20 protein-coding genes and 1 pseudogene are annotated in these 23,289 nt (G+C 69.2%); 4 read left to right on the forward strand and 17 right to left on the reverse strand.

Annotated elements, in window-relative coordinates; translation table 11 throughout:
- The 14 genes from Q0599_RS18265 to Q0599_RS18330 form a co-directional block, all read right to left on the reverse strand.
- The gene (locus Q0599_RS18265) at positions 1-1,170 is read right to left on the reverse strand and encodes a VWA domain-containing protein (RefSeq protein WP_298832408.1); all 1,170 of its coding nucleotides are present in this window, start codon (positions 1,168-1,170) and stop codon (positions 1-3) included.
- Complete coding sequence (locus Q0599_RS18270; RefSeq protein ID WP_298832412.1) at positions 1,167-2,072, reverse strand: MoxR family ATPase; 906 nt, start codon at positions 2,070-2,072, stop codon at positions 1,167-1,169. The genes Q0599_RS18265 and Q0599_RS18270 overlap by 4 nt, the downstream gene beginning before the upstream one ends.
- Before the next feature lie 7 nt (positions 2,073-2,079).
- Positions 2,080-2,670, reverse strand: coding sequence for a CoxG family protein (locus tag Q0599_RS18275; RefSeq protein WP_298832415.1), 591 nt, complete (start codon positions 2,668-2,670; stop codon positions 2,080-2,082).
- Complete coding sequence (locus Q0599_RS18280) at positions 2,670-5,066, reverse strand: aerobic carbon-monoxide dehydrogenase large subunit (RefSeq protein WP_298832417.1); 2,397 nt, start codon at positions 5,064-5,066, stop codon at positions 2,670-2,672. The genes Q0599_RS18275 and Q0599_RS18280 overlap by 1 nt, the downstream gene beginning before the upstream one ends.
- Positions 5,063-5,554: a (2Fe-2S)-binding protein gene (locus Q0599_RS18285; RefSeq protein WP_298832420.1), complete on the reverse strand. Its 492-nt coding sequence runs from the start codon at positions 5,552-5,554 to the stop codon at positions 5,063-5,065. The genes Q0599_RS18280 and Q0599_RS18285 overlap by 4 nt, the downstream gene beginning before the upstream one ends.
- A 23-nt stretch (positions 5,555-5,577) precedes the next feature.
- Positions 5,578-6,438: a xanthine dehydrogenase family protein subunit M gene (locus tag Q0599_RS18290; protein ID WP_298832422.1), complete on the reverse strand. Its 861-nt coding sequence runs from the start codon at positions 6,436-6,438 to the stop codon at positions 5,578-5,580.
- Between the two features lie 211 nt (positions 6,439-6,649).
- Positions 6,650-7,393, reverse strand: a complete 744-nt coding sequence (locus Q0599_RS18295) for a PAS domain-containing transcriptional regulator (RefSeq protein WP_298832424.1) — start codon at positions 7,391-7,393, stop codon at positions 6,650-6,652.
- Positions 7,394-7,499: 106 nt separating this feature from the next.
- The gene (locus Q0599_RS18300) at positions 7,500-8,234 is read right to left on the reverse strand and encodes an amino acid ABC transporter ATP-binding protein (protein ID WP_298832426.1); all 735 of its coding nucleotides are present in this window, start codon (positions 8,232-8,234) and stop codon (positions 7,500-7,502) included.
- A gap of 12 nt (positions 8,235-8,246) precedes the next feature.
- Positions 8,247-8,915, reverse strand: coding sequence for an amino acid ABC transporter permease (locus tag Q0599_RS18305; RefSeq protein ID WP_298832428.1), 669 nt, complete (start codon positions 8,913-8,915; stop codon positions 8,247-8,249).
- The gene (locus Q0599_RS18310) at positions 8,912-9,616 is read right to left on the reverse strand and encodes an amino acid ABC transporter permease (protein WP_298832430.1); all 705 of its coding nucleotides are present in this window, start codon (positions 9,614-9,616) and stop codon (positions 8,912-8,914) included. Before Q0599_RS18310 ends, Q0599_RS18305 begins: the two co-directional genes overlap by 4 nt.
- Positions 9,617-9,743: 127 nt before the next feature.
- Positions 9,744-10,646 carry an amino acid ABC transporter substrate-binding protein gene (locus Q0599_RS18315; protein ID WP_298832432.1) on the reverse strand — a complete coding sequence of 301 codons (903 nt, stop codon included), beginning with the start codon at positions 10,644-10,646 and terminating at the stop codon, positions 9,744-9,746.
- Positions 10,647-10,772: 126 nt separating this feature from the next.
- Complete coding sequence (locus Q0599_RS18320) at positions 10,773-12,203, reverse strand: aspartate ammonia-lyase (RefSeq protein ID WP_298832434.1); 1,431 nt, start codon at positions 12,201-12,203, stop codon at positions 10,773-10,775.
- Positions 12,204-12,289: 86 nt separating this feature from the next.
- Complete coding sequence (locus Q0599_RS18325; RefSeq protein ID WP_298832436.1) at positions 12,290-13,225, reverse strand: LysR substrate-binding domain-containing protein; 936 nt, start codon at positions 13,223-13,225, stop codon at positions 12,290-12,292.
- A 48-nt stretch (positions 13,226-13,273) separates the two neighbouring features.
- Entirely contained in the window at positions 13,274-14,989 is a 1,716-nt protein-coding gene (locus Q0599_RS18330; protein ID WP_298832438.1) for a winged helix-turn-helix domain-containing protein, read from the reverse strand.
- Between the two features lie 162 nt (positions 14,990-15,151).
- On the opposite strand from Q0599_RS18330, the gene Q0599_RS18335 reads away from it, so the two are divergent.
- Together Q0599_RS18335 and Q0599_RS18340 are read left to right on the forward strand one after the other, a co-directional pair.
- Positions 15,152-15,646, forward strand: coding sequence for a nuclear transport factor 2 family protein (locus tag Q0599_RS18335; RefSeq protein WP_298832441.1), 495 nt, complete (start codon positions 15,152-15,154; stop codon positions 15,644-15,646).
- A 54-nt stretch (positions 15,647-15,700) separates the two neighbouring features.
- A pseudogene (locus Q0599_RS18340) lies at positions 15,701-16,531 on the forward strand (MFS transporter); the annotation flags it as partial.
- Positions 16,532-16,814: 283 nt separating this feature from the next.
- Here Q0599_RS18340 and Q0599_RS18345 read toward each other — a convergent pair.
- Positions 16,815-18,635: an ABC transporter ATP-binding protein/permease gene (locus tag Q0599_RS18345; RefSeq protein ID WP_298832444.1), complete on the reverse strand. Its 1,821-nt coding sequence runs from the start codon at positions 18,633-18,635 to the stop codon at positions 16,815-16,817.
- Between the two features lie 143 nt (positions 18,636-18,778).
- Between Q0599_RS18345 and Q0599_RS18350 the strand changes: the two genes are divergently transcribed.
- On the forward strand, positions 18,779-19,123 hold the full coding sequence (locus tag Q0599_RS18350; protein WP_298832783.1) for an acyl-CoA thioesterase: 345 nt from the start codon (positions 18,779-18,781) through the stop codon (positions 19,121-19,123).
- A gap of 7 nt (positions 19,124-19,130) precedes the next feature.
- Here Q0599_RS18350 and Q0599_RS18355 read toward each other — a convergent pair whose 3' ends face one another.
- Positions 19,131-21,395, reverse strand: coding sequence for a YgiQ family radical SAM protein (locus Q0599_RS18355; protein WP_298832449.1), 2,265 nt, complete (start codon positions 21,393-21,395; stop codon positions 19,131-19,133).
- 133 nt (positions 21,396-21,528) lie between these two features.
- Between Q0599_RS18355 and Q0599_RS18360 the strand changes: the two genes are divergently transcribed.
- Positions 21,529-22,527 (forward strand): hypothetical protein, encoded by a 999-nt coding sequence (locus tag Q0599_RS18360; protein ID WP_298832452.1) that lies wholly within the window; start codon positions 21,529-21,531, stop codon positions 22,525-22,527.
- Between the two features lie 31 nt (positions 22,528-22,558).
- Here the strand turns inward: Q0599_RS18360 and Q0599_RS18365 are convergent, their stop codons facing one another.
- On the reverse strand, positions 22,559-23,224 hold the full coding sequence (locus tag Q0599_RS18365) for a Crp/Fnr family transcriptional regulator (protein ID WP_298832455.1): 666 nt from the start codon (positions 23,222-23,224) through the stop codon (positions 22,559-22,561).
- Between the last annotated feature and the right edge of the window lie 65 nt (positions 23,225-23,289).

The raw sequence follows: 23,289 nt of genomic DNA on the forward strand, positions 1-23,289 counted from the left end.
TCAGCGCAGCCGGTCGGCCAGCGCGGCGAGATCGTTCAGGCTGTTCAGACGGTGGAAGGCCTCGACGAGGCCGGGCACTTGCCTGACCGCGTCGATCGCCTGCGAGGCCGGCGGCCGCGCGGACGGCTGGAACCAGGCAATGCGCGCGCCGCGACCGCGCACGCGGCGCAGCTCTTCGGCCAGGCGGTCGGGCGCATCGGCGTCGAAGCCGTCGGAGAGGATCCACACGCGCGCACTGCGCGTGAGCTGGGCCCGCGCGTGCACGGCGTGGAAGTCGGCCACGCTGGTGGCGATGCGCGTACCGCCAGCGAAGCCTGCGGTCACCGCATTGACCTTCTCCTGCACCGCCGCGGAGTCGCTCTTCAGAAGCGGCGTGACCTCGGCCAGGCGGGTATGGAAGACGAATACGCGGGCCCCCATCGCGGTGACGAAAGCGCGTGCGATGCGCAGGAACAGCTGCGCGTGCGTTTCCATCGAGCGGCTCACGTCGACGAGCATGAACAGGCGCGGCCGCTCGCGCCGCGGCGCGCGCCAGGCCGGCTGCAGCGGCAGCCCGCCGGTGCGCAGGCTGGCGCGCAGCGTGCGGCGCAGGTCGAGTCGCCGCCCGCGCGGCTCCTCGTGCCAGCGCCGCGTCAGGCGCCGGCGCAGGCGTTGGGCGATGCGCTCGGCCAGCCGCTCGAGCAGCGCCAGGTCCTGCGGCAGCCATTGCGACAGCGCGCGGTCGTGCAGCGCCTCGGTGCGGCTCGCGCCGCCCTGGGCCCGCGACGCGCCGGCGTCCTCGCCCACGCCCGCGGCCGGCTGCAGGGCGGTGTCGGCCGGGCCCTGCGGCGGCGCACTGCTGGCCAGGCTGTCGTGCAGGCTCTGCACGATCTGCTGCAGGTGGCGGCTGGGCCGCGTCCGGCCGGAGACACGCGTCGAGCCGCGGGTGCGCTGCGGGTGCCAGTATCGCGCGAACAGATCCGGCCAGCGCCGCCAGTCGCGCACGTCGTGGCAGGCGATCGCGCGCCAGGCCGGGTCGACCAGCCTGCAGCGCTCGACCGGCACGCGCAGCGCCGCCTGCACCATCGCCTGCTGCTCCGCGATGCCCACCGTCAGGCCATGCTCGCGCAGCATCGCTGCGAAGCCGGCAATGGCCTCCAGCGGGCGGGCGGCGGCTTCGCTCTCGTTCATGTCGGCTGAGGCGCCTTCTCGGCCACGCCCACGCTGCGCCGCCCCTCGATCAGCTGGCGCAGGCGCTCGCCGGCGATCTGGAAGCGGTCCTCGCGCGTCTTCAACAGGCAGGCCAGCGTGCCGGCCAGCGCCTCCGCGTCGTCGGGCAGCGCCCTGAAAGCCAGGCGGTGCAGCGCGCGCACCCAGTCCAGCGTCTCGGCGATGCCCGGCGTCTTGCCCAGATCCTCGCGGCGCAGCCGCTGCACGAACGCTACCGCCTGCTCGACCAGCGCCGACTCCGCCTGCGGCAGCGTGGCGCGCACGATGGCGATCTCGCGCGCCGCCGTCGGATAGTCGAGCCAGTGGTAGAGGCAGCGCCGGCGCAGCGCGTCGGACAGCTCACGCGTGCCGTTGCTCGTCAGCAGCACCTGCGGTACATGGGTGGCGCGGATGGTGCCGAGCTCGGGCACGGTGATCTGGTCCTCGGCCAGCACTTCGAGCAGGAAGGCCTCGAAGGCTTCGTCGGCGCGGTCGATCTCGTCGATCAGCAGCACGCAGCGCGTGGGGCTGGCGATCGCCTGCAGCAGCGGGCGTTCGAGCAGGTACTCGCGGGCGAAAAGGTCCGCCTCGGCGATGCGCTCGGCGCCGGTCTCGTGCAACCGGATGGCCAGCAGCTGGCGGCCGTAGTTCCACTCGTAGGCAGCCTGCGCCAGGTCCAGCCCCTCGTGGCATTGCAGGCGCACCAGGCGACGGCCCTGCGCCTTCGCCAGCGCGCTGGCCAGCGCCGTCTTGCCGACGCCGGCATCGCCTTCGATCAGCAGCGGCCGCTGCAGCTCGCCGGCCAGCCACAGCGTGGTGGCCAGCGCGTCGTCGGCAATGTAGCCGGCGCGGTGCAGGGCCTCGCGCAGCGCGGGCTCGTCCATGGCGTGCTCAGGCCGACCGCCTGCCGAACAGTCCCGCCAGCCAGCCCTTGATCAGGCCCCAGAGGATGGCCAGGGCATTGATCTCCTTGACGGGCGGCGGCGAGGGCTGGGCCGGGGCCGCACCCGCAGCCTCGGGCGCCGGCAGCGCCGCCGCGGCAGCGCGGAAGTTGTCGGCGAACTGCGCCAGCAGCATGTCCGACACCTGCACCATCATGCGGCCGCCGAACTGCGCGAACTTGCCGTTGACGATGACCGCGGCGTTGCCGACCAGCACCGACGTGGCCGGCGTGTCGCCCGCCTCGACGTTCGCCGTCAGGTCCATCGACGCGGTCGAGCCGCCGCGTTCGGAGCCCTTGCCGAACAGCTGCAGCGTGCGCGTCACCTCGTCCAGCGCCTTCACCTCGATGTCGCCGCCGAAGGCCGCGTTGGCCGGGCCGACCTTGACCTTCACCGTGCCCTTGTAGTGCGTGTCGTCGAGTTGCTCGGTGATCTCGGCGCCGGGCATGCAGCCGGCGGTCGTGCGCACGTCGCGCAGCACCTGCCACGCGCGTGCGGCATCCACCTCGAGCGGGTAGCGCTTCTCCAGCTTGACTTCCATTACAGGGCGACTCCACTGGCTTTCAGTTGCTGCCAGACACGATACGCCGAGTGCGGCATGGTCATGTGCTTGACCCCGAGGTGAGAGAAGGCATCGACCACTGCGGCGGTGAAGGTCGGGATCGAGCCGACATGCGGCGACTCCGCCACGCCCTTGGCGCCGATCGGGTGATGCGGGCTGGGCGTGACGGTGAAGTCGGTCTCCCACTTCGGCGTCTCCACGGCGGTGGGCAGGAAGTAGTCCATCAGCGTGTTGCCGAGCAGGTTGCCCTGCGCGTCGAACGGCATCTGCTGGCCCATCGCCACCGCGAAGCCCTCGGTCAGGCCGCCGTGGATCTGGCCCTCGATGATCATCGGGTTGATGCGCGTGCCGCAGTCGTCGAGGGCGTAGAAGCGCCGCACCTTGGTCTCGCCCGTACCCCGGTCGATGTCGACCACGCACAGGTAGATGCCGAAGGGGAAGGTGAAGTTCGGCGGGTCGTAGTAGTGCACGGCCTCCAGCCCCGGCTCCAGACCCGGCGGCGGGCTGTTGTACGAGGCCCAGGCGATGTCCTTCATCGACTTGAACTTCGCGTCGTCGCCCTTGACCTTGAAGCGGTCGATCTCCCAGTCGAGGTCGTTCTCGCCGACTTCGAGCAGGTGCGCCGCGATCTTGCGCGCCTTCGCGTGGATCTTGCGCGCGGCCAGCGCGATCGCCGCGCCGGCCACCGGCGTCGAGCGCGACCCGTAGGTGCCCAGGCCGTAGGGCGCGGTCGAGGTGTCGCCCTCCTCCACCTGGATCACCTCGCTGGCAATGCCCAGCTCGGTGGCGATGATCTGCGCGTAGGTGGTCTGGTGGCCCTGGCCCTGCGTGATCGTGCCCATGCGCGCGATCGCGCTGCCGGTGGGGTGGATGCGGATCTCGCAGCTGTCGAACATGCCGACGCCGAGGATGTCGCACATCTTGCTCGGTCCCGCGCCGACGACCTCGGTGAAGGTGACCAGGCCGATGCCCATCAGCGTCGGCGAGTTGGGGTCGGCCCGCTTGGCCGCCTGCTCGGCGCGCAGCGCCTTGTAGTCCACCGCGGCCAGCACCTTGTCGAGCGCCGTGTGGTAATCGCCCGAGTCGTACTCGAAACCGAAGGCGCTGGTGTACGGGAACTGCTCCTTGCGGATGAAGTTCTTCGCGCGGATCTCGGCCTTGTCCATGCCCAGCTTCTGCGCCAGGATGTCGACCATGCGCTCGATCACGTAGACCGCCTCGGTGACGCGGAACGAGCAGCGGTAGGCCACGCCGCCCGGTGCCTTGTTGGTGTACACGCCCTTGACGCGGCACCAGGCGGCGGGAATGTCGTAGCTGCCGCTGCAGATGTGGAACATCCCGGCCGGGTACTTGGTCGGATCGGCGCAGGCGTCGAAGGCGCCGTGGTCGGCAATCACGTCGACGCGCAGGCCGAGGATCTTGCCGTCCGGCGTGGCGGCGAGCTCGCCGTCCATGTGGTAGTCGCGGGCGAAGGCGGTGGTCGAGATGTTCTCGATGCGGTCCTCCACCCACTTCACCGGCTTGCCCAGCACGATGGAGGCGACGATCGCGCACACGTAGCCCGGGTAGACGCCGACCTTGTTGCCGAAGCCGCCGCCGATGTCGGGGCTGACGATGCGCACCTTGGACTCCGGGATGCCCGACAACAGCGACACCACCGTGCGCACCACGTGCGGCGCCTGCGAGGTCATGTAGGTCGTCAGTTCGCCGCGCACCGGGTCGAAGCTGGCCACGCAGCCGCAGGTCTCCAGCGGGCAGGGGTGCACGCGCGGATAGAAGATGCGCTCCTTCACCGTCACCGGCGCCGCCGCGAAGGCCGCGTCGGCGGCCGCCTTGTCACCGGCCTCCCAGGTGAAGATGTGGTTGTGGTGCTCGCGCTTGCCATGCGCGCCCTCGGTCTTGCCGGCGAGGTCCTCGCGCAGCACCGGCGCGTCAGGTTGCAGCGCCGCGAAGGGATCGATGACGACCGGCAGTTCCTCGTACTCCACCTGCACCGCCTCGACGCCGTCGGCCGCCGCATAGCGGTCCTCGGCGATGACCACTGCCACTTCCTGCATCTGGAAGTGCACCTTGCCGTCGGCCAGCACCGCGGCGACGTCGCCGGCCAGCGTCGGCATCCAGTGCAGCTTGAGCGGCTTCAGGTCCTCGGCCGTGAGCACGGCGATCACGCCGGGCACCTTCAGCGCCTCGGTCTTGTCGATCTTCTTGATGCGCGCGTGGGCGAGCGGGCTGCGCACGATGTCCATGTGCAGCATGCCGGGCATCTTGATGTCGTCGACGTAGTTGCCCTTGCCCTGGATGAAGCGGGCGTCCTCCTTGCGCAGGCGGCTGTCGCCCAGGCCCTGCAGGGCCGCGATGCGTTCCGGGGCGTTCATGCGGCCTCCTTCGCAGTCGCCTGCAGCTTGGCGGCGGCGTACATCACCGCCTTGACGATGTTCTGGTAGCCGGTGCAGCGGCACAGGTTGCCGCTCATGCCCGCGCGCACCTCCTCCTCGGTCGGGCTCGGGTTCTCCTGCAGGAAGCGGTAGGCGCGCATCAGCATGCCCGGCGTGCAGAAGCCGCACTGCAGGCCGTGCTCCTTGTAGAAGCCTTCCTGCACGGCGTGCAGCACGCCACCCTGCGCCAGGCCCTCGACGGTGAGCACCTCCGAGCCCTCGCACTGCACCGCCAGGTGCGTGCAGCTCTTCACCGAGCGGCCGTCGACGTCGACGGTGCAGGCGCCGCAATGGCTGGTCTCGCAGCCGATGTGCGCGCCGGTGAGGTTGCATTCCTCGCGCAGGAAGTGCACGAGGAGCTGGCGCGGTTCGACGGCCTTCTCGACCGTCCTGCCGTTCACCTTCACGGTGACGAGTTTCTTGCCCATGGGTCGTGTCTCCAGTCTCGTGTTCAGAGGCAGCGGGCCGCGGCGCGGGTGATCGCGCGCTTGACCATCTGTCCGGCCATCGCCGTCTTGTAGTCGCGGTCGCCGCGCAGGTCCTCGGCGGGGTCGCAGATCGCCATCGCCTTGGCGGAGGCGTCGTCGATCACCGCCGCGGTGAGCGGTTGGCCCAGCAGCGCGGTCTCGGCGTCGGCGGCGCGCAGCGCCATCGGCGCCACGTTGGTCAGCGCGATGCGCACGTGGCTGACCTTGCCGCCGTCCAGGCGCAGCACCACCGCCGCGGCGGCGGTGGCCCAGTCGCCGGTCTTGCGCTTGAGCTTCTCGTAGGCGTAGCCGGTCTTCGCGGCGAACGGCGCGACGCGGATCTCGGTGAGGATCTCGTCCTCCGCCATGTCCGTCATGTAGGTGCCCTGGAAGAAGTTCTCCGCCTTCACCTCGCGCTTGCCCTTGGCGCCCTCGAGCGTGAAGCTGGCCTCCAGCACGATGGCGATCGCCGGGTGGTCGTTGCCCGGGTCGCCATGGGCGATGTCGCCGCCGATGGTGCCGCGGTTGCGCACCTGGGGGTCGGCGATCAGCTTTGCCGCCTCGCTCAGCAGCGGCAGCTTGGCCCGCAGCAGGGGCGAACTGATCAGGTCGTTCTCGACCGTCATCGCGCCGATGACGATCTGGTCGCCCTCCTCGCGGATACCGCGCAGCGCCTCGATGCGGTTCAGGTCGATCAGGTGGGCCGGCTGGGCGAAGCGCAGCTTCATCATCGGCAGCAGGCTGTGGCCGCCGGCAAGCAGCTTCGCGTCGCCGAGGCTGCCGAGCAGCGAGATCGCCTCGGCGACCGTGCGCGGCGCGTGGTAGTCGAATCCGGGTGGGATCATGGTCATGTCTCCTGGAGGCAGGGTCGCCGTGCCGGTCGATGCGCCGGGTGGGCGAAGGCGAAGTTAAGCGGCCCACGGGAAGCAGCGACCGGGTCGTTCACGAACGGGCCGATCGCATGCACGAAATGCACGTCAGCGTGCACGAGCCGTGGCACATGACGGCGTCATCAGGGTTGCCCCTGAGAGGGCTTCCACCGGGGAGGGATCGGGCTCAGCGCGGCCCGTCGGAATCGGCGATGCCCAGGCGCTCGAGCAGCCGCGGCACGCTGGTGCGTGCCACCGGCAGCGCGGTGCTGTCGCCCTTGAGCTGCAGGCTGATGCGGCCGTCGTCGCGCAGGATCTGCTCGGCGTAGTCGAGGTTGGCGATGTAGCTGCGGTGGATGCGCAGGAAGGCGGCGCCGTCCAGCCGTTCGGCGAGGTCGCTGATGTTGAGGTTGCAGAAGCTCGAGCCGCGCGCCGTGCTCACCCAGGTGTAGTGGCCCTCGGCGCGGATGTAGGTCACCTCGTCGGCGTCGACCAGCACGATGCGGTTCTGCGACACGGTGGGAATCTTCTGCAGCTGGCGCTTGGCCTGCGGCTTGGCCGCGGCGGGCTCCTCGCGGCTGACCACGTCGGTGATGTCGTAGAAGATCAGCGTGTAGCCGGCGGTCTCGCCACGCAGGTCGGCCAGCTTGGTCACCTTGATCAGCAGCACCCGCTCGGGGATGTTGATGATCATCGTCATCGGCGGCGGATTGCTCACCGGGCACTCGGCCTGGTCGAGCAGGAACTTGACCTTCGCCACCGAGCGCTCGGGGTGGAAGGACAGCACCATCTTCTCGAAGGGCTGCTTGTCCTCCACCGGAAGCGCGCGGCGGGCGAAGCTGTTCATCGCCATCACCGTCAGGTTGCGGTCGAGCTGCACCACGCCGACGTCCGAACGTTCGAGCAGGTACAGCGGGCTGGCGGCGTGCATGCGAGGGTCCAGGGCGGGCTCCGGGGTTGCAGTCCGCATTCAAGCACCGTTCGCGAACGCGCGCATCGGGAGCCGCCCGCCACCGCGCGGCCGGCCGGGAACCGCCTCAGTGCTGCAGGATCTTCGAGAGGAAGTCCTTGGCCCGCGGCGAGCGTGCGTCGGGGTTGCCGAAGAAGTCTTCCTTCTTGCAGTCCTCGACGATCTTGCCGGCGTCCATGAAGATGACGCGGTGGCTGACCTTGCGCGCAAAGCCCATTTCGTGGGTGACGCACATCATCGTCATGCCTTCATTGGCCAGCTGGACCATCACGTCGAGCACCTCGCCGACCATTTCCGGGTCGAGGGCCGAGGTCGGCTCGTCGAACAGCATCACGATCGGGTCCATCGACAGCGCCCGCGCGATCGCCACGCGCTGCTGCTGGCCGCCGGAGAGCTGGCCGGGGAACTTGTCCTTGTGCACCATCAGTCCGACACGGTCGAGCATCTTCAGGCCGCGCGCCTTCGCCTCGTCGGGCGAGCGGCCCAGAACCTTGATCTGCGCGATCGTCAGGTTCTCGGTCACCGACAGGTGCGGGAACAACTCGAAGTGCTGGAACACCATGCCGACGCGGCTGCGCAGCTTGGGCAGGTTGGTCTTCGGGTCGCTGATGCTGACGCCGTCGACGACGATGTCGCCCTTCTGGAACGGCTCCAACGCGTTGACCGTCTTGATCAGCGTGCTCTTGCCCGAGCCCGAGGGGCCACAGACCACCACGACCTCACCCTTCTGGATGCTGGTGGTGCAGTCGGTCAGCACCTGGAAGCTGCCGTACCACTTGCTCACGTTCTTGATGTCGATCACGGCTCGTGCCTCCTAGCGGATGATCTGGATCTTCTGCTGCAGCCGGCGCACCAGCATCGACAGCGAGAAGCAGATGATGAAATAGACGACCGCGGCGACGAGGTAGGTCTCGACCGGGCGGTTGAAGTTCTTGCCGGCCACCTCGAAGCCCTTGAGCAGGTCGTAGGCGCCGATCGCGTAGACCAGCGAGGTGTCCTGGAACAGGATGATGGTCTGCGTCAGCAGCACCGGCAGCATGTTGCGGAAGGCCTGCGGCAGCACCACCAGCTTCATGCACTGCCCATAGGTCATGCCGACCGCGTAGCCGGCGTAGACCTGCCCCTTGGGCACGCTCTGGATGCCGGCGCGCATGATCTCCGAGTAGTAGGCGGCCTCGAACACCGTGAAGGTGACGATGGCCGACAGTTCGGCACCCATCGGCCGGCCGATGAGCAGCGGGATCAGCAGGAAGAACCACAGGATCACCATCACCAGCGGGATGGAGCGCAGCGTGTTGACGTAGGCCGCCGCGGGCAGCACCAGCCACTTCTTGCCCGACAGCCGCATCAGCGCGAGGATGGTCCCCAGCGCGATGCCGCCCAGCATCGCGATGATCGTCAGCTGGATCGAGAAGAAGAAGCCCTTGAGGACGAAGCCGGAGATGACGTCCCAGTTCAGGAAGCCGAAGTCGAGGGAGGTCATTTGCTGCCTCCGATCATGCCGGGGACCTGCACGCGCTGCTCGATGAACAGCGCAATGCGGTTGATCGCGAAGGCAGAAACGAAGTACAGCGCCGTGACTGCGATGTAGATCTCGATGCCGCGCGAGGTCTCTTCCTGCGCCTGCATCGCGAACATCGTCAGCTCGGCGATGCTGACCGCGAAAGCCACCGACGAGTTCTTGATGATGTTCATCGACTCGCTGGTCAGTGGCGGGATGATGATGCGGAAGGCCATCGGCAGCAGCACGTAGCGGTAGGTCTGGGGCAACGTGAAGCCAACCGCCAGGCCGGCGTAGCGCTGGCCCTTGGGCAATGTCTGGATGCCCGCCTTCACCTGCTCGGCGATGCGCGCCGAGGTGAAGAAGCCCAGCGCCAGCACGACGAGCACGAAGCTCGGCACGGCGCGCAGCGACAGGAAGATCGACGGGATCACGTGATACCAGAGGAAGATCTGCACCAGCAGCGGAATGTTGCGGAACAGCTCGGTCCACGAATTGCCGATGAACACCAGCGCCCTGCTCGGCGTGGTGCGCAGGATGCCCATGATCGACCCGACCGCCAGCGCCACGACCAGCGAGCACAACGCCACCGAAAGCGTCCAGCCCCAGGCCGAGAGCATCCAGTCAAGGTAGGTCTGCCCTCCCCCCGTGTCCTGCAGGAACACCTGCCAGTCCCACTTCATTGCGCCGCCTCCTGTTGTTCTGTGCCGGCCGGCCGCCAAAAGAAAAGCGCGACGCGGATGGTCCCTCGCCGCGCTCCCCCAGCATAAGCAAGCCCCGCGCCCGCGGTCTCAGGGCTTGCCAGGGGGCTCACTTCTTCATGTACTCCTCGACCGGCTTGTCGTTCGGGCTTGCCCAGGCCGCCTTCGTGGCCTCGCTCGCCGGCAGGCCGACCTTGGTGTTGCTCGGCGGGATCGGCTGCATGAACCACTTGTCGTAGAGCTTCGCCATCTCGCCGGACTTCATCATCGCGATGATGCTGTCGTCCACAGCCTTCTTGAAGGCCGGATCGTCCTTGCGCAGCATGATCGCGATCGGCTCGACCGACAGCACCTCGCCGACGATCTTGAACTCGCCCGGATTCTTCGACTTGGCGATGTTGCCCGCGAGGATCTGACCGTCCATCACGAAGGCATCGGCGCGGCCGGACTCGAGCAGCAGGAAGCTGTCGGCGTGGTCCTTGCCGAACACCTCCTCGAAGTTCACGCCGTTGGCGCGCTCGTGCTTGCGCAGCAGCTGCACGCTGGTGGTGCCGGTGGTGGTGGCGACCTTCTTGCCATTGAGCTGGGCGATCGAGGTGATGCCCGAGTTGGCCTTCACCGCGATGCGCACCTCCTCGACGTAGGTGGTGACGGCGAAGGAGACGTCCTTCTGGCGCGTAGCGTTGTTGGTGGTCGAACCGCACTCGATGTCGACCGTGCCGTTCTGCACCAGCGGAATGCGGTTCTGCGAGGTGACCGGCTGGAACTTCACGTCGAGCTTGGCCAGGCCCACAGACTTCTGGATGTCGCCCAGCACGCGGCTGCACACCTCGTAGTGGAAGCCGGCGTACTTGCCGTCGCCCAGCGTGTAGCTGAGCGCACCCGAGGACTCGCGTACGCCCATCGTGACGCTGCCGCTTTCCTTGATCTTCTTCAGCGTGTCGGCCTGGGCACCGGCCGAAGCCAGAGTTGCGGCCAGTGCGATCGCCGTGATGAGCAACGTCTTCTTCATGCTGACTCCTGCAAGTGAGGGTTGAGAGTGAGAGAGAAACGGAATTCTAGGGAGAGGGGACACGCGGGTTTGCCCGTGCTTGCCCTCGAAAGCAGAGGGCAGGCGCAACCTTCGTGCCACCGGGATTCAGGCTACCAGCCGCACCGGCTGGGTCAGTCGTTCCGGCACCAGCAGCGCCTCCATCTCGGCACGGCCCATGATGCCCAGACGCTCTGCGGTCTCCGCGATGGTGCCGCCCTCGGCCAGCGCCGTCTTCGCGATCCGCGCCGCCTTCTCGTAGCCGATGATCGGGTTCAACGCCGTGACCAGGGTCACCGACTCGGCCACGCGCCGGCGCAGCAGTTCATGGTTGGGGGTGATGCCCTGCACGCAGTTGAGCTGCAGCGTGCGGCAGGCGCGGGTCAGGTGCGAGATGCTCTTGTGCAGCGACCAGCCCATGATCGGCTCGAAGGCGTTGAGCTGCAGCTGGCCGGCCTCGGAAGCCATCGTGATGGTGACGTCGTTGCCAATCACCTCGAAGGCGACCTGGTTCATCACTTCCGGAATCACCGGATTGACCTTGCCCGGCATGATCGACGAGCCGGCCTGTCGCGCGGGCAGATGGATGTCTCCGAAGCCGGCCTGCGGGCCGCTGGACAGCAGCCGCAGGTCGTTGCAGGTCTTGCTCAGCTTGCAGGCCACCCGCTTGAGCACGCCGGACAGTTGCACGAAGGCGCCGGTGTCCTGCGTGGCCTCCACCAGGTTCTCCGCCATCACCACCGGCACGCCGCTGACCTGCGCGAGCAGCGGCACCACCGCCTCGGTGTAGCCGGCCGGGGCATTGATGCCGGTGCCGATCGCCGTGGCGCCGAGGTTGACCTCGCCGATCAGCGCACGTGCCTCGCGCAGCCGTTGCTCGTCCTCACGGATCATGACCGCGAAGGCGAGGAACTCCTGCCCCAGCGTCATCGGCACAGCGTCCTGCAACTGGGTGCGGCCGATCTTCAGGACGCTGCGGAACTCGGCGGCCTTGGCCTCGAAGGCGCCGCGCAGGTCGGCCATCGCGGCGATCAGCTGGTCGATGCCGGCCCACGCCGCCAGTCGCAGCGCGGTCGGGTAGACGTCGTTGGTGCTCTGCGAGGCGTTGACGTGGTCGTTCGGATGCAGGTGCTGGTACTCGCCACGGGCATGGCCGAGGTGCTCGAGCGCGCGGTTGGCGATCACCTCGTTGGCGTTCATGTTGGTCGAGGTGCCGGCACCACCCTGGATCACGTCGACGACGAACTGGTCGTGCAGCTCACCGGTGATCAGGTCGTCGCAGGCACGCTCGATGGCCTCGGCTCGCCGTGCGTCGAGCACGCCGAGCCTGGCGTTGGCCTGCGCGGCCGCCTTCTTCACGTAGGCCAGCGCGCGGACCAGCTCCGGCCAGTGCGCGACGGTCTCGCCCGAGATCGGGAAGTTCTCCACCGCCCGGGCGCTGTGCACGCCCCAGTAGGCTTCGGTGGGAATCTGCTGGGTGCCGAGAAAGTCCTGCTCGGTACGGGTGGCGGCGTGCGCCTGGGATGTGGGTTTCGACATGGGGGCGGACTGTAGGTCCGCAGGCCTCTGGAGGGCCAATGCCGTTTCAGGGCGGGGTCATGCGCACCGCGCATGATCGATCAGGGTCAACCCGTAGGCGATGGCCTGATATCGCCGCGCAGAAACTCCCACAGCGCCAAGGCGCCGGCTTTGTTGTGGCGCGCCAGTTCGGGGCGTTCGCGGTAGATGCGCACTTCCATCGCGATCTCGTACTGGCCGGGCTCGGCGGCGCGCACCAGGCGGCGGCTCTTCAGCTCCTTGCGCACCGAGCTGGCCGGCAGGAAGGCCAGGCCATGGCCTTCCAGCGCCATGGCTTTCAGGCCCTCGGCCATGTCGGTCTCGTAGATGGGCTCGAGCTGTGGCGGCACCGCGGCCTGCTTGACGATCACCTCGACCAGCCGGCCGAGGTAGGCCCCCTCGCCGTAGCCGAGGTAGGGCACCTTGCGTGCCGGCGAGCCGGGCAGGCGGAACAGCGGCGCGCCGGCCTCGTCGCTGCGCGCGTAGGGCGCCAGCGTCTCCCGGCCGAGGCTGAGCATCTCGTAGCGATCGGGGTTGAGCTGCAGCGGTTGGCTGGAGTGGTGGTAGGCGATCAGCAGGTCGCAGCTGCCTTCGGTGAGCTGCATCACGGCGTCGTGCACGTTCAACGTGATCAGCCGGCTCTTCAGCGCGCCGAAGCGGCTGCGCAGGTCCATCACCCAGTGCGGGAAGAAGGTGAAGGCCAGCGAGTGGGGCACGGCGAAGTCGATCATGTCCTGCGCGCCGCTCTGGTGCCCGCGCATCATGTTGCGCGTGGCCTGCAGCGCGCCGAGGATCTCCAGCGCCTGGCCGTGGAAGGTCTCGCCGGCCGGCGTCAGACGCGTCGGGTACGACGAGCGGTCGACCAGGGCGATGCCGGCCCAGGCCTCGAGCGCCTGGATGCGCCGCGAGAACGCCGGCTGGGTGACGTGGCGCAATTGCGCCGAGCGCGAGAAGCTGCGCGTCTCGGCGAGGCTGACGAAGTCCTCGAGCCACTTGGTGTCCACGGGCGGGGAGTGTAGCCAGGGCAGCACCCGTGCCGGCCCTGCCCGGCCTCAGGGCGCGGGAGGGATGCCGGCGGCGCGGGCGGCAGCGACGGCACGCGAGCGCAGCGACTCGACCTCGAGGTTCTTCTCGGCGAAGTTGGCGGTGGTGATGCCGGGAAGCATGCCACCGAGTCTGCGCGCTTCTTCGGCGGCGTCCGCGGCGCGCCCCAGTTCGGAAAGCGCCAGCAGGCGGTACATGCGGCACACGACATAGCGTGGCGCCTGGTCCAGGCAGGTCTCGGCGGGACGCAGCGCGTCCTCGAGCCGGCGATTCACCCAGAGCACCCGCGCATGCGCGGCATTCATGTAGGCTGGGACGATCGGACTCAGCTCGAGCGCCCGCTCGATGCTGGCCAGGGCGTCGGATCCCTGCCCCAGCCGCGACTGGACCACGGCCAGGTACATGTGGCAGTCCGCATCGCCCGGCCCCAGCGCGACGCAACGCCGCATGGCCGCCAGCGCCTCCTGCAACCGGCCGCCTTCGACGTGCACCAGCGCCAGGCTGAACCAGGCCGCCGGCAGCTGCGGATCGAGCTCGACGGCGCGGCGTGACTGCGCCAGCATCTCGTCGTAGCGGCCAGGGTGCCATTCGCCGGTGAGGCGCAGCAGCGAATCGAGGCCGTTGAGCATGCCCAGGTAGAGCCAGGCCGGCGCGTAGTCGGGGTCGATCTCGATCGCGCGCTCCAGCAGTTGCCGCGCTTCGCGCGTGGCGTCGGGGCGGAACTGGTGTTTCAGCGCCAGCGCGCGCAGGGTCATCGTGTAGACGTCGAGCGTCTTCGGCGGCCGTGCCAGCACGCGCCGCTCCTCGGACTGGCGCAGGCGCGAGTGCAGCGTGCCGGCCACGCGCTGCGCCAGCGCGTCGCGGGTGGCCAGCACGTTCAGGTTGTCGGCCGCATGCTGCGCCGACCAGACGACATGGCCGTCCTCGCTGTCGATCAGGTTCACGTCGACGCGCAGCAACTCGCCGTCGCGCCGCACGGTGCCGTCGACGAGGTAGCGGCTGCGCAGCTGCCGGCCGATCTCAGCGGACGACAGGCCGCGGTCGGCCAAGGCAAAGCTGGAGGCGGTCGAGACGACACGCAGGTCGACGTTGCGCGCGAGCTGCGCGACCACGTCGGTGGCGACGCCGCGCGCCAGCTGCTGTGCGGCGGCGTCGCCACCGGGATCATGGAAGGCCACCACCGCGATCGATGGCCGGTCGGGCATGGCCTGGGCGGTGCCGGCGGACGGAGGGGACTCGCCGCTCACCGTGCCGTACCAGACCCAGGCCGCGAACGACAGCAGCGCGCCGGTCAGCAACGCGGGCAGCAGCGCCGGGCGACCGCGGCGCGGCGGCGCGGCCGTCGCGCCGCGTCTCTCCTCCAGGGGCAGCAGCACGGCAGGCGCCGCCACCGCGTCGGCCACCAGCGTGTAGCCGCGCCGCGGCACGGTCTTGATCAGCCGGTGCTGCGCATCGCCGAGCGCGCGGCGCAGGTCGCTGACCGCCTGCACCAGCGAGTCGTCGGTGACCACCAGGCCAGGCCAGACCGCGGCGTGCAGTTCGTCCTTGCCGACCACCCGGCCGGCGTTCAGGGCCAGGAAGCGCAGCACCTGGAAGGCCTGCGGCCGCAGTTCTACCGGTGCCCCGTCGGGGCCGCGCAGTTCGTCGCTGCCGAGGTCCAGCACATGCCCGGCCAGCGGGAACTTCGTCCCGGCAGCATTCAGTGAACGGTTGGCGTCGTTCATCGGCGGGAGGCTCCGACGAGCCGCGGACGACTCGAATTCTGCGCCGATTTCGTCGCCGATCGGGGTTTATCGGACAGGGATCGGGACTTCCGCGGCGTTGGCACGCAAGCTCGCCGGCACCTCGCTGCCTGCGGGGTCGCGAACCTACCGAAGGAGACGAACATGTGCCAAGACCATCCGCGCCTCTCGACCCTCCTGGCGGCCGCAGCCGTGCTGCTGCCACCTCTGCCCGCGATGGCCGCGCCCGACGACGCCTCGCCGGTACTGAGCTACGTGCGCTACGAGGACGCCTTCAACCGCGGCCAGATCGACACCGCGCTCGAGCAGTTCACCGACGACGCCCTGGTCATCGCCGGCCCCGCCTGCACCGCCGAGGCGCCGTGCATCGGCAAGGCGGCGATCCGCGAAGGCCTGCTGGCCCGCTTCACGGCGGTCAACATCGCCGTGCGCATCCGCGAGATCCAGTTCGACGGCACCCACCTGCGCACCCGCGTCGAGATCGCCACCGACCCGCTGCGCAAGGCCGGCTACACGCGCGTGGTCGGCAACGACAATCTCGAGTTCCGCAACGGCAAGATCGCCTCGCTGGTCTTCGTGCTCGACCGCAGCGATGGCCAGACGCTGCGCTGGGCGACGCCACCGGCCAAGAAGCCCTGAGTCACCGGGCGGCGGCACGGGCCGTGCCGGGACTGCAGGCACACTGCGGGCCCGATGACCCTGCCGCCGCCGTCCACCCCCAGGTCCGCCGCCTGGATCGTCTTCGCCGCCGGCGTCTGCGCGGCGCTGCACGTGGGCAAGCTGCCGCCGGCGATCGCCGCGCTGCAGCAGGCGCTGGGCATGACGCTGCTGCAGGCCGGCTTCCTGCTCTCGCTGGTGCAGGCCGCCGGCATGGCCGCCGGCATCGCCTTCGGCGTGCTGGCCGACGCAATGGGCCTGCGCCGCAGCATGCTCGCCGGCCTGGCGCTGCTCGCCGGCGCGAGTGCGCTGGGCGCGGTCGCCTCGGGCGTGCCGCTGCTGCTCGCGCTGCGCGCCGTCGAGGGCTTCGGCTTCCTGATGGTGGTGCTGCCGGCGCCGGGACTGATCCGGCGGCTGGTCGCGCCCGGGCGGCTGAACGTGATGCTCGGCGTGTGGGGCACCTACATGCCGCTGGGCGCGGCGCTCGGCCTGCTCGCCGGACCGGCGTGGATCGTGGCGTGGGGCTGGCGTTCCTGGTGGGCCGCGCTCGGCGCGCTGACCGCGGCGATGGCGCTGCTGCTGTGGCGCGGCGTGGACGACCCGCCGGCATCGGCGGCTCCCGCGCAGGCCGAGGGCGTGCGGGCGCGGCTGCGGGCCACCCTGGGCGCCGCGGGACCCTGGCTGGTGGCGGTCAGCTTCGCGCTCTACTCGAGCCAGTGGCTGGCGGTGATCGGCTTCCTGCCGGTGATCACCACCGCCGCCGGCCTGGGCGCCGGCGCCACCGGCGCGCTGACCGCGCTGGCGGCGGCGGTCAACATGCTCGGCAACCTCGGCGCCGGCCGCCTGCTGCAGCGGCAGGTGCCGCCGCCCCGCCTGCTCGGCAGCGGCTTCGCCGTGATGGCGCTCGCCGCCGCGGCCGCCTTCCACGGCGGCGCTGGCGATGCGCGTGGCGCCGGGCGAGCGCACGGTCTCGACCACCGTCGGCTGGATGCAGCAATGGTCCGCGCTCGGCCAGTTCGCCGGCCCGCCCATCGTCGCCTGGCTGGCCGGCCGTGCCGGCGGCTGGCACTGGACGGGCTGGGCCACCGGCACCGCCTCGTTCATCGGCCTCGTGCTGGCCGCGCGCATCGCGCGGCTGCTGCGCGGCTGATCAGGCTTCCTCTTCCTCGCCCGCCTGCTGCAACTGCCACATCTCGGCGTAGCGGCCGTCCAGCGCCAGCAGTTCGGCATGCGTGCCGCGCTCGACGATGCGGCCCTGCTCCATCACCAGGATCTGGTGCGCGTCGGCCACGGTGGACAGGCGGTGCGCGATGACCAGCGCCGTCTTGTTGCGCGCCGCGCTCTTCAGTTCCTCCTGGATGGCCCGCTCGTTGGCCGAGTCCAGCGCCGAGGTGGCCTCGTCGAAGATCAGCACCGGCGGGTTCTTCAGCAGCGTGCGCGCGATCGCCACGCGCTGCTTCTCGCCGCCGGACAGCTTGAGGCCGCGCTCGCCGACCATGGTGTCGTAGCCCCTGGGCGTGGAGGCGATGAAGGCGTGGATGTGCGCCGCCTTCGCGGCCTCCTCCACCTCGGCGCGGCTGGCGCCAGGGCGGCCGTAGGCGATGTTGTATTCCACCGTGTCGTTGAACAGCACGGTGTCCTGCGGCACGATGCCGATGGCCTGACGCAGACTCTTCTGCGTCACCGAGCGGATGTCCTGGCCGTCGATCAGGATGCGGCCCTCGCCGACGTCGTAGAAGCGGAACATCAGCCGTGCCAGCGTGCTCTTGCCCGAGCCCGACGGGCCGACCACCGCGACCGTCCTGCCCGCCGGGATCTCGAAGCTCACGCCGTGCAGGATCTCGCGGTCGCGGTCGTAGCCGAAGCGCACATTCTCGAAGCGCACCGTGCCGCCATGGTGCTGCAGCGGCGGCGCGCCCGGCGCGTCGGCCACCTCGCGGTGCTGGCCGAGCAGCGAGAACATCTTCTCCATGTCGATGGTCGACTGCTTGATCTCGCGGTAGATCACGCCGAGGAAGTTCAGCGGGATGTAGAGCTGGATCATCAGCGCGTTGACGAGCACCAGGTCGCCCAGCGTCATCGTGCCCTCGACCACGCCGACCGTGGCGCGCCACACCAGCAGCACCACCGTCGCCGAGATGATCAGGCTCTGGCCGAGGTTGAGCAGCGAGAGCGAGGTCTGCGACTTCACCGAGGCCTGCTCCAGGCGCCGCAGGTTCTCGTCGTAGCGAGCCTGCTCGAAGCTCTCGTTGCTGAAGTACTTGACTGTCTCGTAGTTGATCAGCGCGTCGACCGCCTTGGTGTTGGCCTTGCTGTCCTGCTCGTTCATGGCGCGGCGGAAATGCGTGCGCCACTCGGTCACCGTGACGGTGAAGGTCACGTAGCAGACCAGCGCCGTGAGCGTGATGGCGGCGAACCAAGCATCGAACTTGGCCGACAGCAGCGAGATCACCAGCACCATCTCCACCAGCGTCGGCAGGATGTTGTAGATGGTGTAGTTGAGCAGCGCGTGGATGGCGCGCGAGCCGCGTTCGATGTCGCGCGACACGCCCCCGGTCTGCCGTTCGAGGTGGAAGCGCAGGCTCAGCGAGAGCAGGTGATCGAAGGTCTCCAGCGAGACACGCCGCGCGATGCGCGCCGCCACCGGGTAGAAGAGGAACTCGCGCAGTTCGGTGAACAGCGTCACCGACACGCGCAGCGCGCCGTAGGCGAGCAGCAAGGCCACCGGCACGACCAGCGCCGTGCGCGGGTCACCGGGCTTGAGGTCGAGCGCATCGACGAGCTGCTTGAGCACCAGCGGCACGCCGACGTTGGACACCTTGGCCGCCACCAGGAAGCCCAGCGCGGTGAGCACGCGCCAGCGCCACTGCCAGACATAGGGGGCGAGCTTTCTCAGCGTGCGCCAGTCCGAGCGCGGCGCGATGGCGCCATCGGCCTGGGCAGGCGCGGCGGGCAGGCTGAGACGGCGCATGACGAAAGGGCGTGGAAGAATGCGGCAGCAACCACCGCAGGTGCAGGATCATGCCCGAGACTTCAAGCCCCACCCCGCACGCCGACGCCCATCACCTTTCCCCGGTGCAGCTGCCCGGCGACCGGCAGCTCGTGCTGCGCGTGATGCCGATGCCGGCCGATGCCAACGGCAACGGCGACATCTTCGGCGGCTGGATCATGGCCCAGGTGGACCTGGCCGGCGCGGTGCTGCCGGCGCGCATCGCCAAGGGACGCATCGCCACCGTGGCGGTGAACCAGTTCGTCTTCAAGCAGCCCGTCTCGGTGGGCGACCTGCTGAGCTTCTACGCCAAGGTGGAGCGCATCGGCAACACGTCGATCACGGTGCACGTGGAGGTCTACGCCGAGCGCAACCCGGCCAACCTGCAGGTGGTCAAGGTGACGGAGGCGAACCTGACCTACGTGGCGATCGACATGCAGGGCCAGCCCCGCAAGATCCCGCAAGGCTGAGCCGGACCTACTTCGTCTTGCGCGGCGGCAGGCCGGTGTGCTGCGTCAGCACGCGGCCCTTGGTGACCGGCGAGGTGCGCGCGCCACCGGGCGTCGAGTTCTTGCGCCGCGCACTCTGGTAGCTGCCGTCGGTGGCCGGCTGGAAGGTCGGCACGAGGTGGTGCTTGCCGTTGCCGATCAGGTCGGCACGGCCCATGGACTTCAGCGCTTCGCGCAGCAGCGGCCAGTTGTTCGGGTCGTGGTAGCGCAGGAAGGCCTTGTGCAGGCGGCGGCGCTTCTCGCCGCGCACGATGTCCACCTTCTCGGCGCGCTGCCCATCGCGGCTGATGCCCTTCAGCGGGTTCAGCCCAGAGTGGTACATCGCCGTCGCGGTGGCCATCGGGCTCGGGTAGAAGGTCTGCACCTGGTCGGCGCGGAAGCCGTTCTTCTTCAGCCACAGCGCGAGGTTCATCATGTCCTCGTCGCGCGTGCCCGGGTGCGCGGCAATGAAGTACGGAATCAGGAACTGCTTCTTGCCCGCCTCGGCGCTGAACTTGTCGAACAGCTGCTTGAAGCGGTCGTAGGTGCCGATGCCCGGCTTCATCATCTTCGACAGCGGGCCCTCCTCGGTGTGCTCGGGCGCGATCTTCAGGTAGCCGCCGACGTGGTGCGTGACCAGTTCCTTGATGTACTCGGGCGACTTCACCGCCAGGTCGTAGCGCAAGCCCGAGCCGATGAGGATCTTCTTGATGCCGCGCAGCGCGCGCGCGCGGCGGTACATGTGGATCAGCGGGCCGTGGTCGGTGTTCAGGTTGGCGCAGATGCCGGGGTAGACGCAGCTCGGCTTGCGGCAGGCGGCCTCGATCTCGGGGCTCTTGCAGCCGATGCGGTACATGTTCGCCGTCGGCCCGCCGAGGTCGCTGATCACGCCGGTGAAGCCCTTGACCTTGTCGCGGATCTCCTCGATCTCGCGGATCACCGAATCCTCGCTGCGGCTCTGGATGATGCGGCCCTCGTGCTCAGTGATCGAGCAGAAGGTGCAACCGCCGAAGCAGCCGCGCATGATGTTCACGCTGAAGCGGATCATCTCCCAGGCAGGGATCTTGGTCGGCCCGTCGTGGCCGCCGGACTCGTCGGCGTAGCGCGGGTGCGGGCTGCGCGCGTAGGGCAGGTCGAAGACATGGTCCATCTCGGCCGTGGTCAGCGGGATGGGTGGCGGGTTCAGCCAGACGTCGCGGTCGCCGTGGCGCTGCACCAGGGCGCGCGCGTTGCCGGGGTTGGTCTCGAGGTGCAGCACGCGGTTGGCGTGGGCGTAGAGCACCGCATCGCTCTTCACCTGCTCGTAGCTGGGCAGGCGGATCACGGTGCGCTCGCGCGGCGGCAGCTTGACCTTGCCGCTGGCCGAGGGCACGAAGCGGACCGGCCGGACGGCTGCGCCCTCGGCGTTCGGTCCGTCTTCCCTGGCGCAGGTGCCGCCCTGCTGCGCCGCCTGCTCACGCGTCGTCTGGTAGGGGTTGATGTGCGAATCGATCCGCCCCGGCCGGTCCACCTCGGTGGAGTCGAGTTCGAACCAGCCCTCGGCCGTCGGGTCGTCGGTGCGGCGCATGAACGCGGTGCCTCGCACGTCGGTGATGTGCTCGACCGGTTCGCGCCGCGCGAGCCGGTGGGCGATCTCGACGATGGCCCGCTCGGCGTTGCCGTACAACAGCAGGTCGCATTTGGCATCGACCAGGATGGAGCGGCGCACCTTGTCCTGCCAGTAGTCGTAATGCGCGATGCGGCGCAACGAGCCCTCGATGCCCCCCATCACGATGGGCACGTCGTTCCAGGCTTCCCGGCAGCGCTGCGCGTAGACCAGCGAGCTGCGGTCCGGCCGCCGGCCACCGACGCCGCCGGGCGTGTAGGCATCGTCGCTGCGGATCTTCCGGTCCGCGGTGTAACGGTTGATCATCGAATCCATGTTCCCCGCGGTCACGCCGAAGAACAGGTTGGGCTTGCCCAGGGCCTTGAACGGCTCGGCCGACTGCCAGTCGGGCTGCGCGATGATGCCGACGCGGAAACCCTGCGCCTCGAGCACGCGCCCGATGACGGCCATGCCGAAGCTGGGATGGTCGACGTAGGCGTCGCCGGTGACCACGATCACGTCGCACGAGTCCCAGCCGAGCGCGTCCATCTCGGCGCGGCTCGTCGGCAGGAACGGCGCGGGGCCGAAGCGCTTGGCCCAGTAGGGCCGGTAGCCGGTCAGGGGGCGGGCAACGGCGGTGGCGCGGTGGGGAGCAAGGGCAGTCGTCACGGGGGGATTGTCGTTGCTCGGCCGGCGCCCTTCGGCCCAGGGGGAGATCGGCGCCGACAGTGACTTCCCTCAGTGCCCAGGGCCGGTCTTCGCGGACACTCGGCCCATTCGTCACTGCCAGCCCGAGGTTGCCATGAAGCTGAAGCCCTTCCGCCCCCTGCTCGCCCTGATCGCCGCTGCATCGCTCGTCGCCTGCGGCGGTGGCGGTGGCGGCAGCACCCCGACGGTCACCTTCCCCAGCGAGATCCGCGTCGGCACCGCCTCCGCAGGCGCCGACATGACGCTGGCCAACTTCCCCGAGCTGTCCACCGATGCCATCGAGGCGCTGATGTCAGCGGTCGGCGGTGACGTCGTGACGGCGCAGCCTTTTGGCGCCGATCGTTCTCGCGCGGCGTCGCTGGGCCGTTGGGCGGCCGCACGCAGTGCCTCCTACCTCGTGGCCGGACGGCGAGCGCAGGCGCAAGCCATCGCCAGCGAGACGTTTCAATGCGCAGGTGGTGGCACGCTCACCGTCACGGTGGACGACGCCGACAACAACAATCGGCTGAGTGCCGGCGATTCGGCCAGCTTCGCCTTCGCCAACTGCATCGAACCCGTCGGCGCGCCGGCCATCAACGGCAGCTTCGCGCTGGTGTTCAACGTGATCCTGCTCGACTCGCAGCAGAACCCGACCGCCTTCGACGCCTCGGTGACGATGACTGCGCTGTCCGTGGCGGGCCTGGGCAGCCTGGACGGCTCGGCACGACTGTGGTCGGCCCCGGTGTCCGGTGGCGAACGCAGCTTCGTGCGCTACCAGGACATGGTGTCGGTGACCAACACGGTCAGCGGAGAGAAGGTCGCAGTGCTGAACTTCGATGTCGACGAGACCATCGCCACGACCACGCTCCTGCGCCTCAACGGCAGCCTGCAGCTCGGCAGCGACGTGTATGCCATCGCGCAGGTCGAACCGTTCGACACCGCGACCGGCGATCCGTCGACGGGCCAGCTGCGCCTCACCGACGTGCAGGGCGACGAGTTGCTGATCACGGCACGCGGCACGCTGGTCGACCGCGACTTCTTCCTCGTGACCAACACCACGACCACCCCGGACGCCAGCATCATCGGCACGCCGTGGTCCGACTTCCGTCAATGAGCAGGCGGCCCGGCCGGGCCGCCTCGGCGGCTCAGCCGGTCAGCTGCTCCTTGATGATCACGGAGCCGTTCTCCTGGGTGTGGACCATGCCGCGCTCCTCCAGGTCCTTCATCACGCGGCTGACCATCTCGCGCGAGGCGCCGACGATCTTCGCCAGGTCCTGGCGCGAGACCTTGTTGCGGATGAGCTTGACCTCGCCTTCCATCTCGGCCATGTCGAGCAGCGCGCGCGCGACCCGTCCGTAGACGTCGAGCAGCGCCAACGACTCGATCTGCCGGTCGGCGCTGCGCAGGCGCTGCACCAGGCCGCGCATGATGGCGTAGGACAGGCTGGAGTTCTCCGGCAGGCAACGCGCGAACTCGGCGCGGCCCAGGATCAGCATGTCGGTCTGCACCTCGGCACGCACGGTGGCCGAATGCGGCTCGTTGTCGATCAGGCTCATCTCGCCGACGTAGTCGCCCGGCTGCAGCACGGCCAGGATGACCTCGCGCCCACGCGAGTCGGAAGTCAGCACGCGCGCGCGACCGGTGAGCAGGATGAACAGCGCGTTCGACTTCTTGTTGTGCTCGACGATGATCTCGCCGCGCCGGAAGCGCCGCTTGACGACGCTGTCGGCGATGCTCTGCGCCTGATCGTTGGTGAGCATCGAAAACAGGGGCACACGCCGGATCAGGTCCAGGTTGGAGAGCATCGCCATACGTTCTTCCCTTCGTTCTGTTTCGGCCTTCTGGGGCGGGTCGCAGCGTCGCCGGGTTGCGGCTG

It is taken from the genome of uncultured Piscinibacter sp. (assembly GCF_937952055.1).
Lineage (GTDB): Bacteria > Pseudomonadota > Gammaproteobacteria > Burkholderiales > Burkholderiaceae_C > Piscinibacter.

Bases quoted from the DNA above. Each gene is read 5' to 3' on its own strand.
- Q0599_RS18280 (WP_298832417.1), bottom strand. From the start codon at position 5,066: ATGAACGCCCCGGAACGCATCGCGGCCCTGCAGGGCCTGGGCGACAGC.
- Q0599_RS18295 (WP_298832424.1), bottom strand. From the start codon at position 7,393: ATGCACGCCGCCAGCCCGCTGTACCTGCTCGAACGTTCGGACGTCGGC.
- Q0599_RS18315 (WP_298832432.1), bottom strand. From the start codon at position 10,646: ATGAAGAAGACGTTGCTCATCACGGCGATCGCACTGGCCGCAACTCTG.
- Q0599_RS18350 (WP_298832783.1), top strand. From the start codon at position 18,779: ATGCCGATGCCGGCCGATGCCAACGGCAACGGCGACATCTTCGGCGGC.
- Q0599_RS18270 (WP_298832412.1), bottom strand. From the start codon at position 2,072: ATGGACGAGCCCGCGCTGCGCGAGGCCCTGCACCGCGCCGGCTACATT.
- Q0599_RS18265 (WP_298832408.1), bottom strand. From the start codon at position 1,170: ATGAACGAGAGCGAAGCCGCCGCCCGCCCGCTGGAGGCCATTGCCGGC.
- Q0599_RS18310 (WP_298832430.1), bottom strand. From the start codon at position 9,616: ATGAAGTGGGACTGGCAGGTGTTCCTGCAGGACACGGGGGGAGGGCAG.
- Q0599_RS18285 (WP_298832420.1), bottom strand. From the start codon at position 5,554: ATGGGCAAGAAACTCGTCACCGTGAAGGTGAACGGCAGGACGGTCGAG.
- Q0599_RS18365 (WP_298832455.1), bottom strand. From the start codon at position 23,224: ATGGCGATGCTCTCCAACCTGGACCTGATCCGGCGTGTGCCCCTGTTT.
- Q0599_RS18330 (WP_298832438.1), bottom strand. From the start codon at position 14,989: ATGAACGACGCCAACCGTTCACTGAATGCTGCCGGGACGAAGTTCCCG.
- Q0599_RS18290 (WP_298832422.1), bottom strand. From the start codon at position 6,438: ATGATCCCACCCGGATTCGACTACCACGCGCCGCGCACGGTCGCCGAG.
- Q0599_RS18275 (WP_298832415.1), bottom strand. From the start codon at position 2,670: ATGGAAGTCAAGCTGGAGAAGCGCTACCCGCTCGAGGTGGATGCCGCA.
- Q0599_RS18305 (WP_298832428.1), bottom strand. From the start codon at position 8,915: ATGACCTCCCTCGACTTCGGCTTCCTGAACTGGGACGTCATCTCCGGC.
- Q0599_RS18345 (WP_298832444.1), bottom strand. From the start codon at position 18,635: ATGCGCCGTCTCAGCCTGCCCGCCGCGCCTGCCCAGGCCGATGGCGCC.
- Q0599_RS18335 (WP_298832441.1), top strand. From the start codon at position 15,152: ATGTGCCAAGACCATCCGCGCCTCTCGACCCTCCTGGCGGCCGCAGCC.
- Q0599_RS18360 (WP_298832452.1), top strand. From the start codon at position 21,529: ATGAAGCTGAAGCCCTTCCGCCCCCTGCTCGCCCTGATCGCCGCTGCA.
- Q0599_RS18320 (WP_298832434.1), bottom strand. From the start codon at position 12,203: ATGTCGAAACCCACATCCCAGGCGCACGCCGCCACCCGTACCGAGCAG.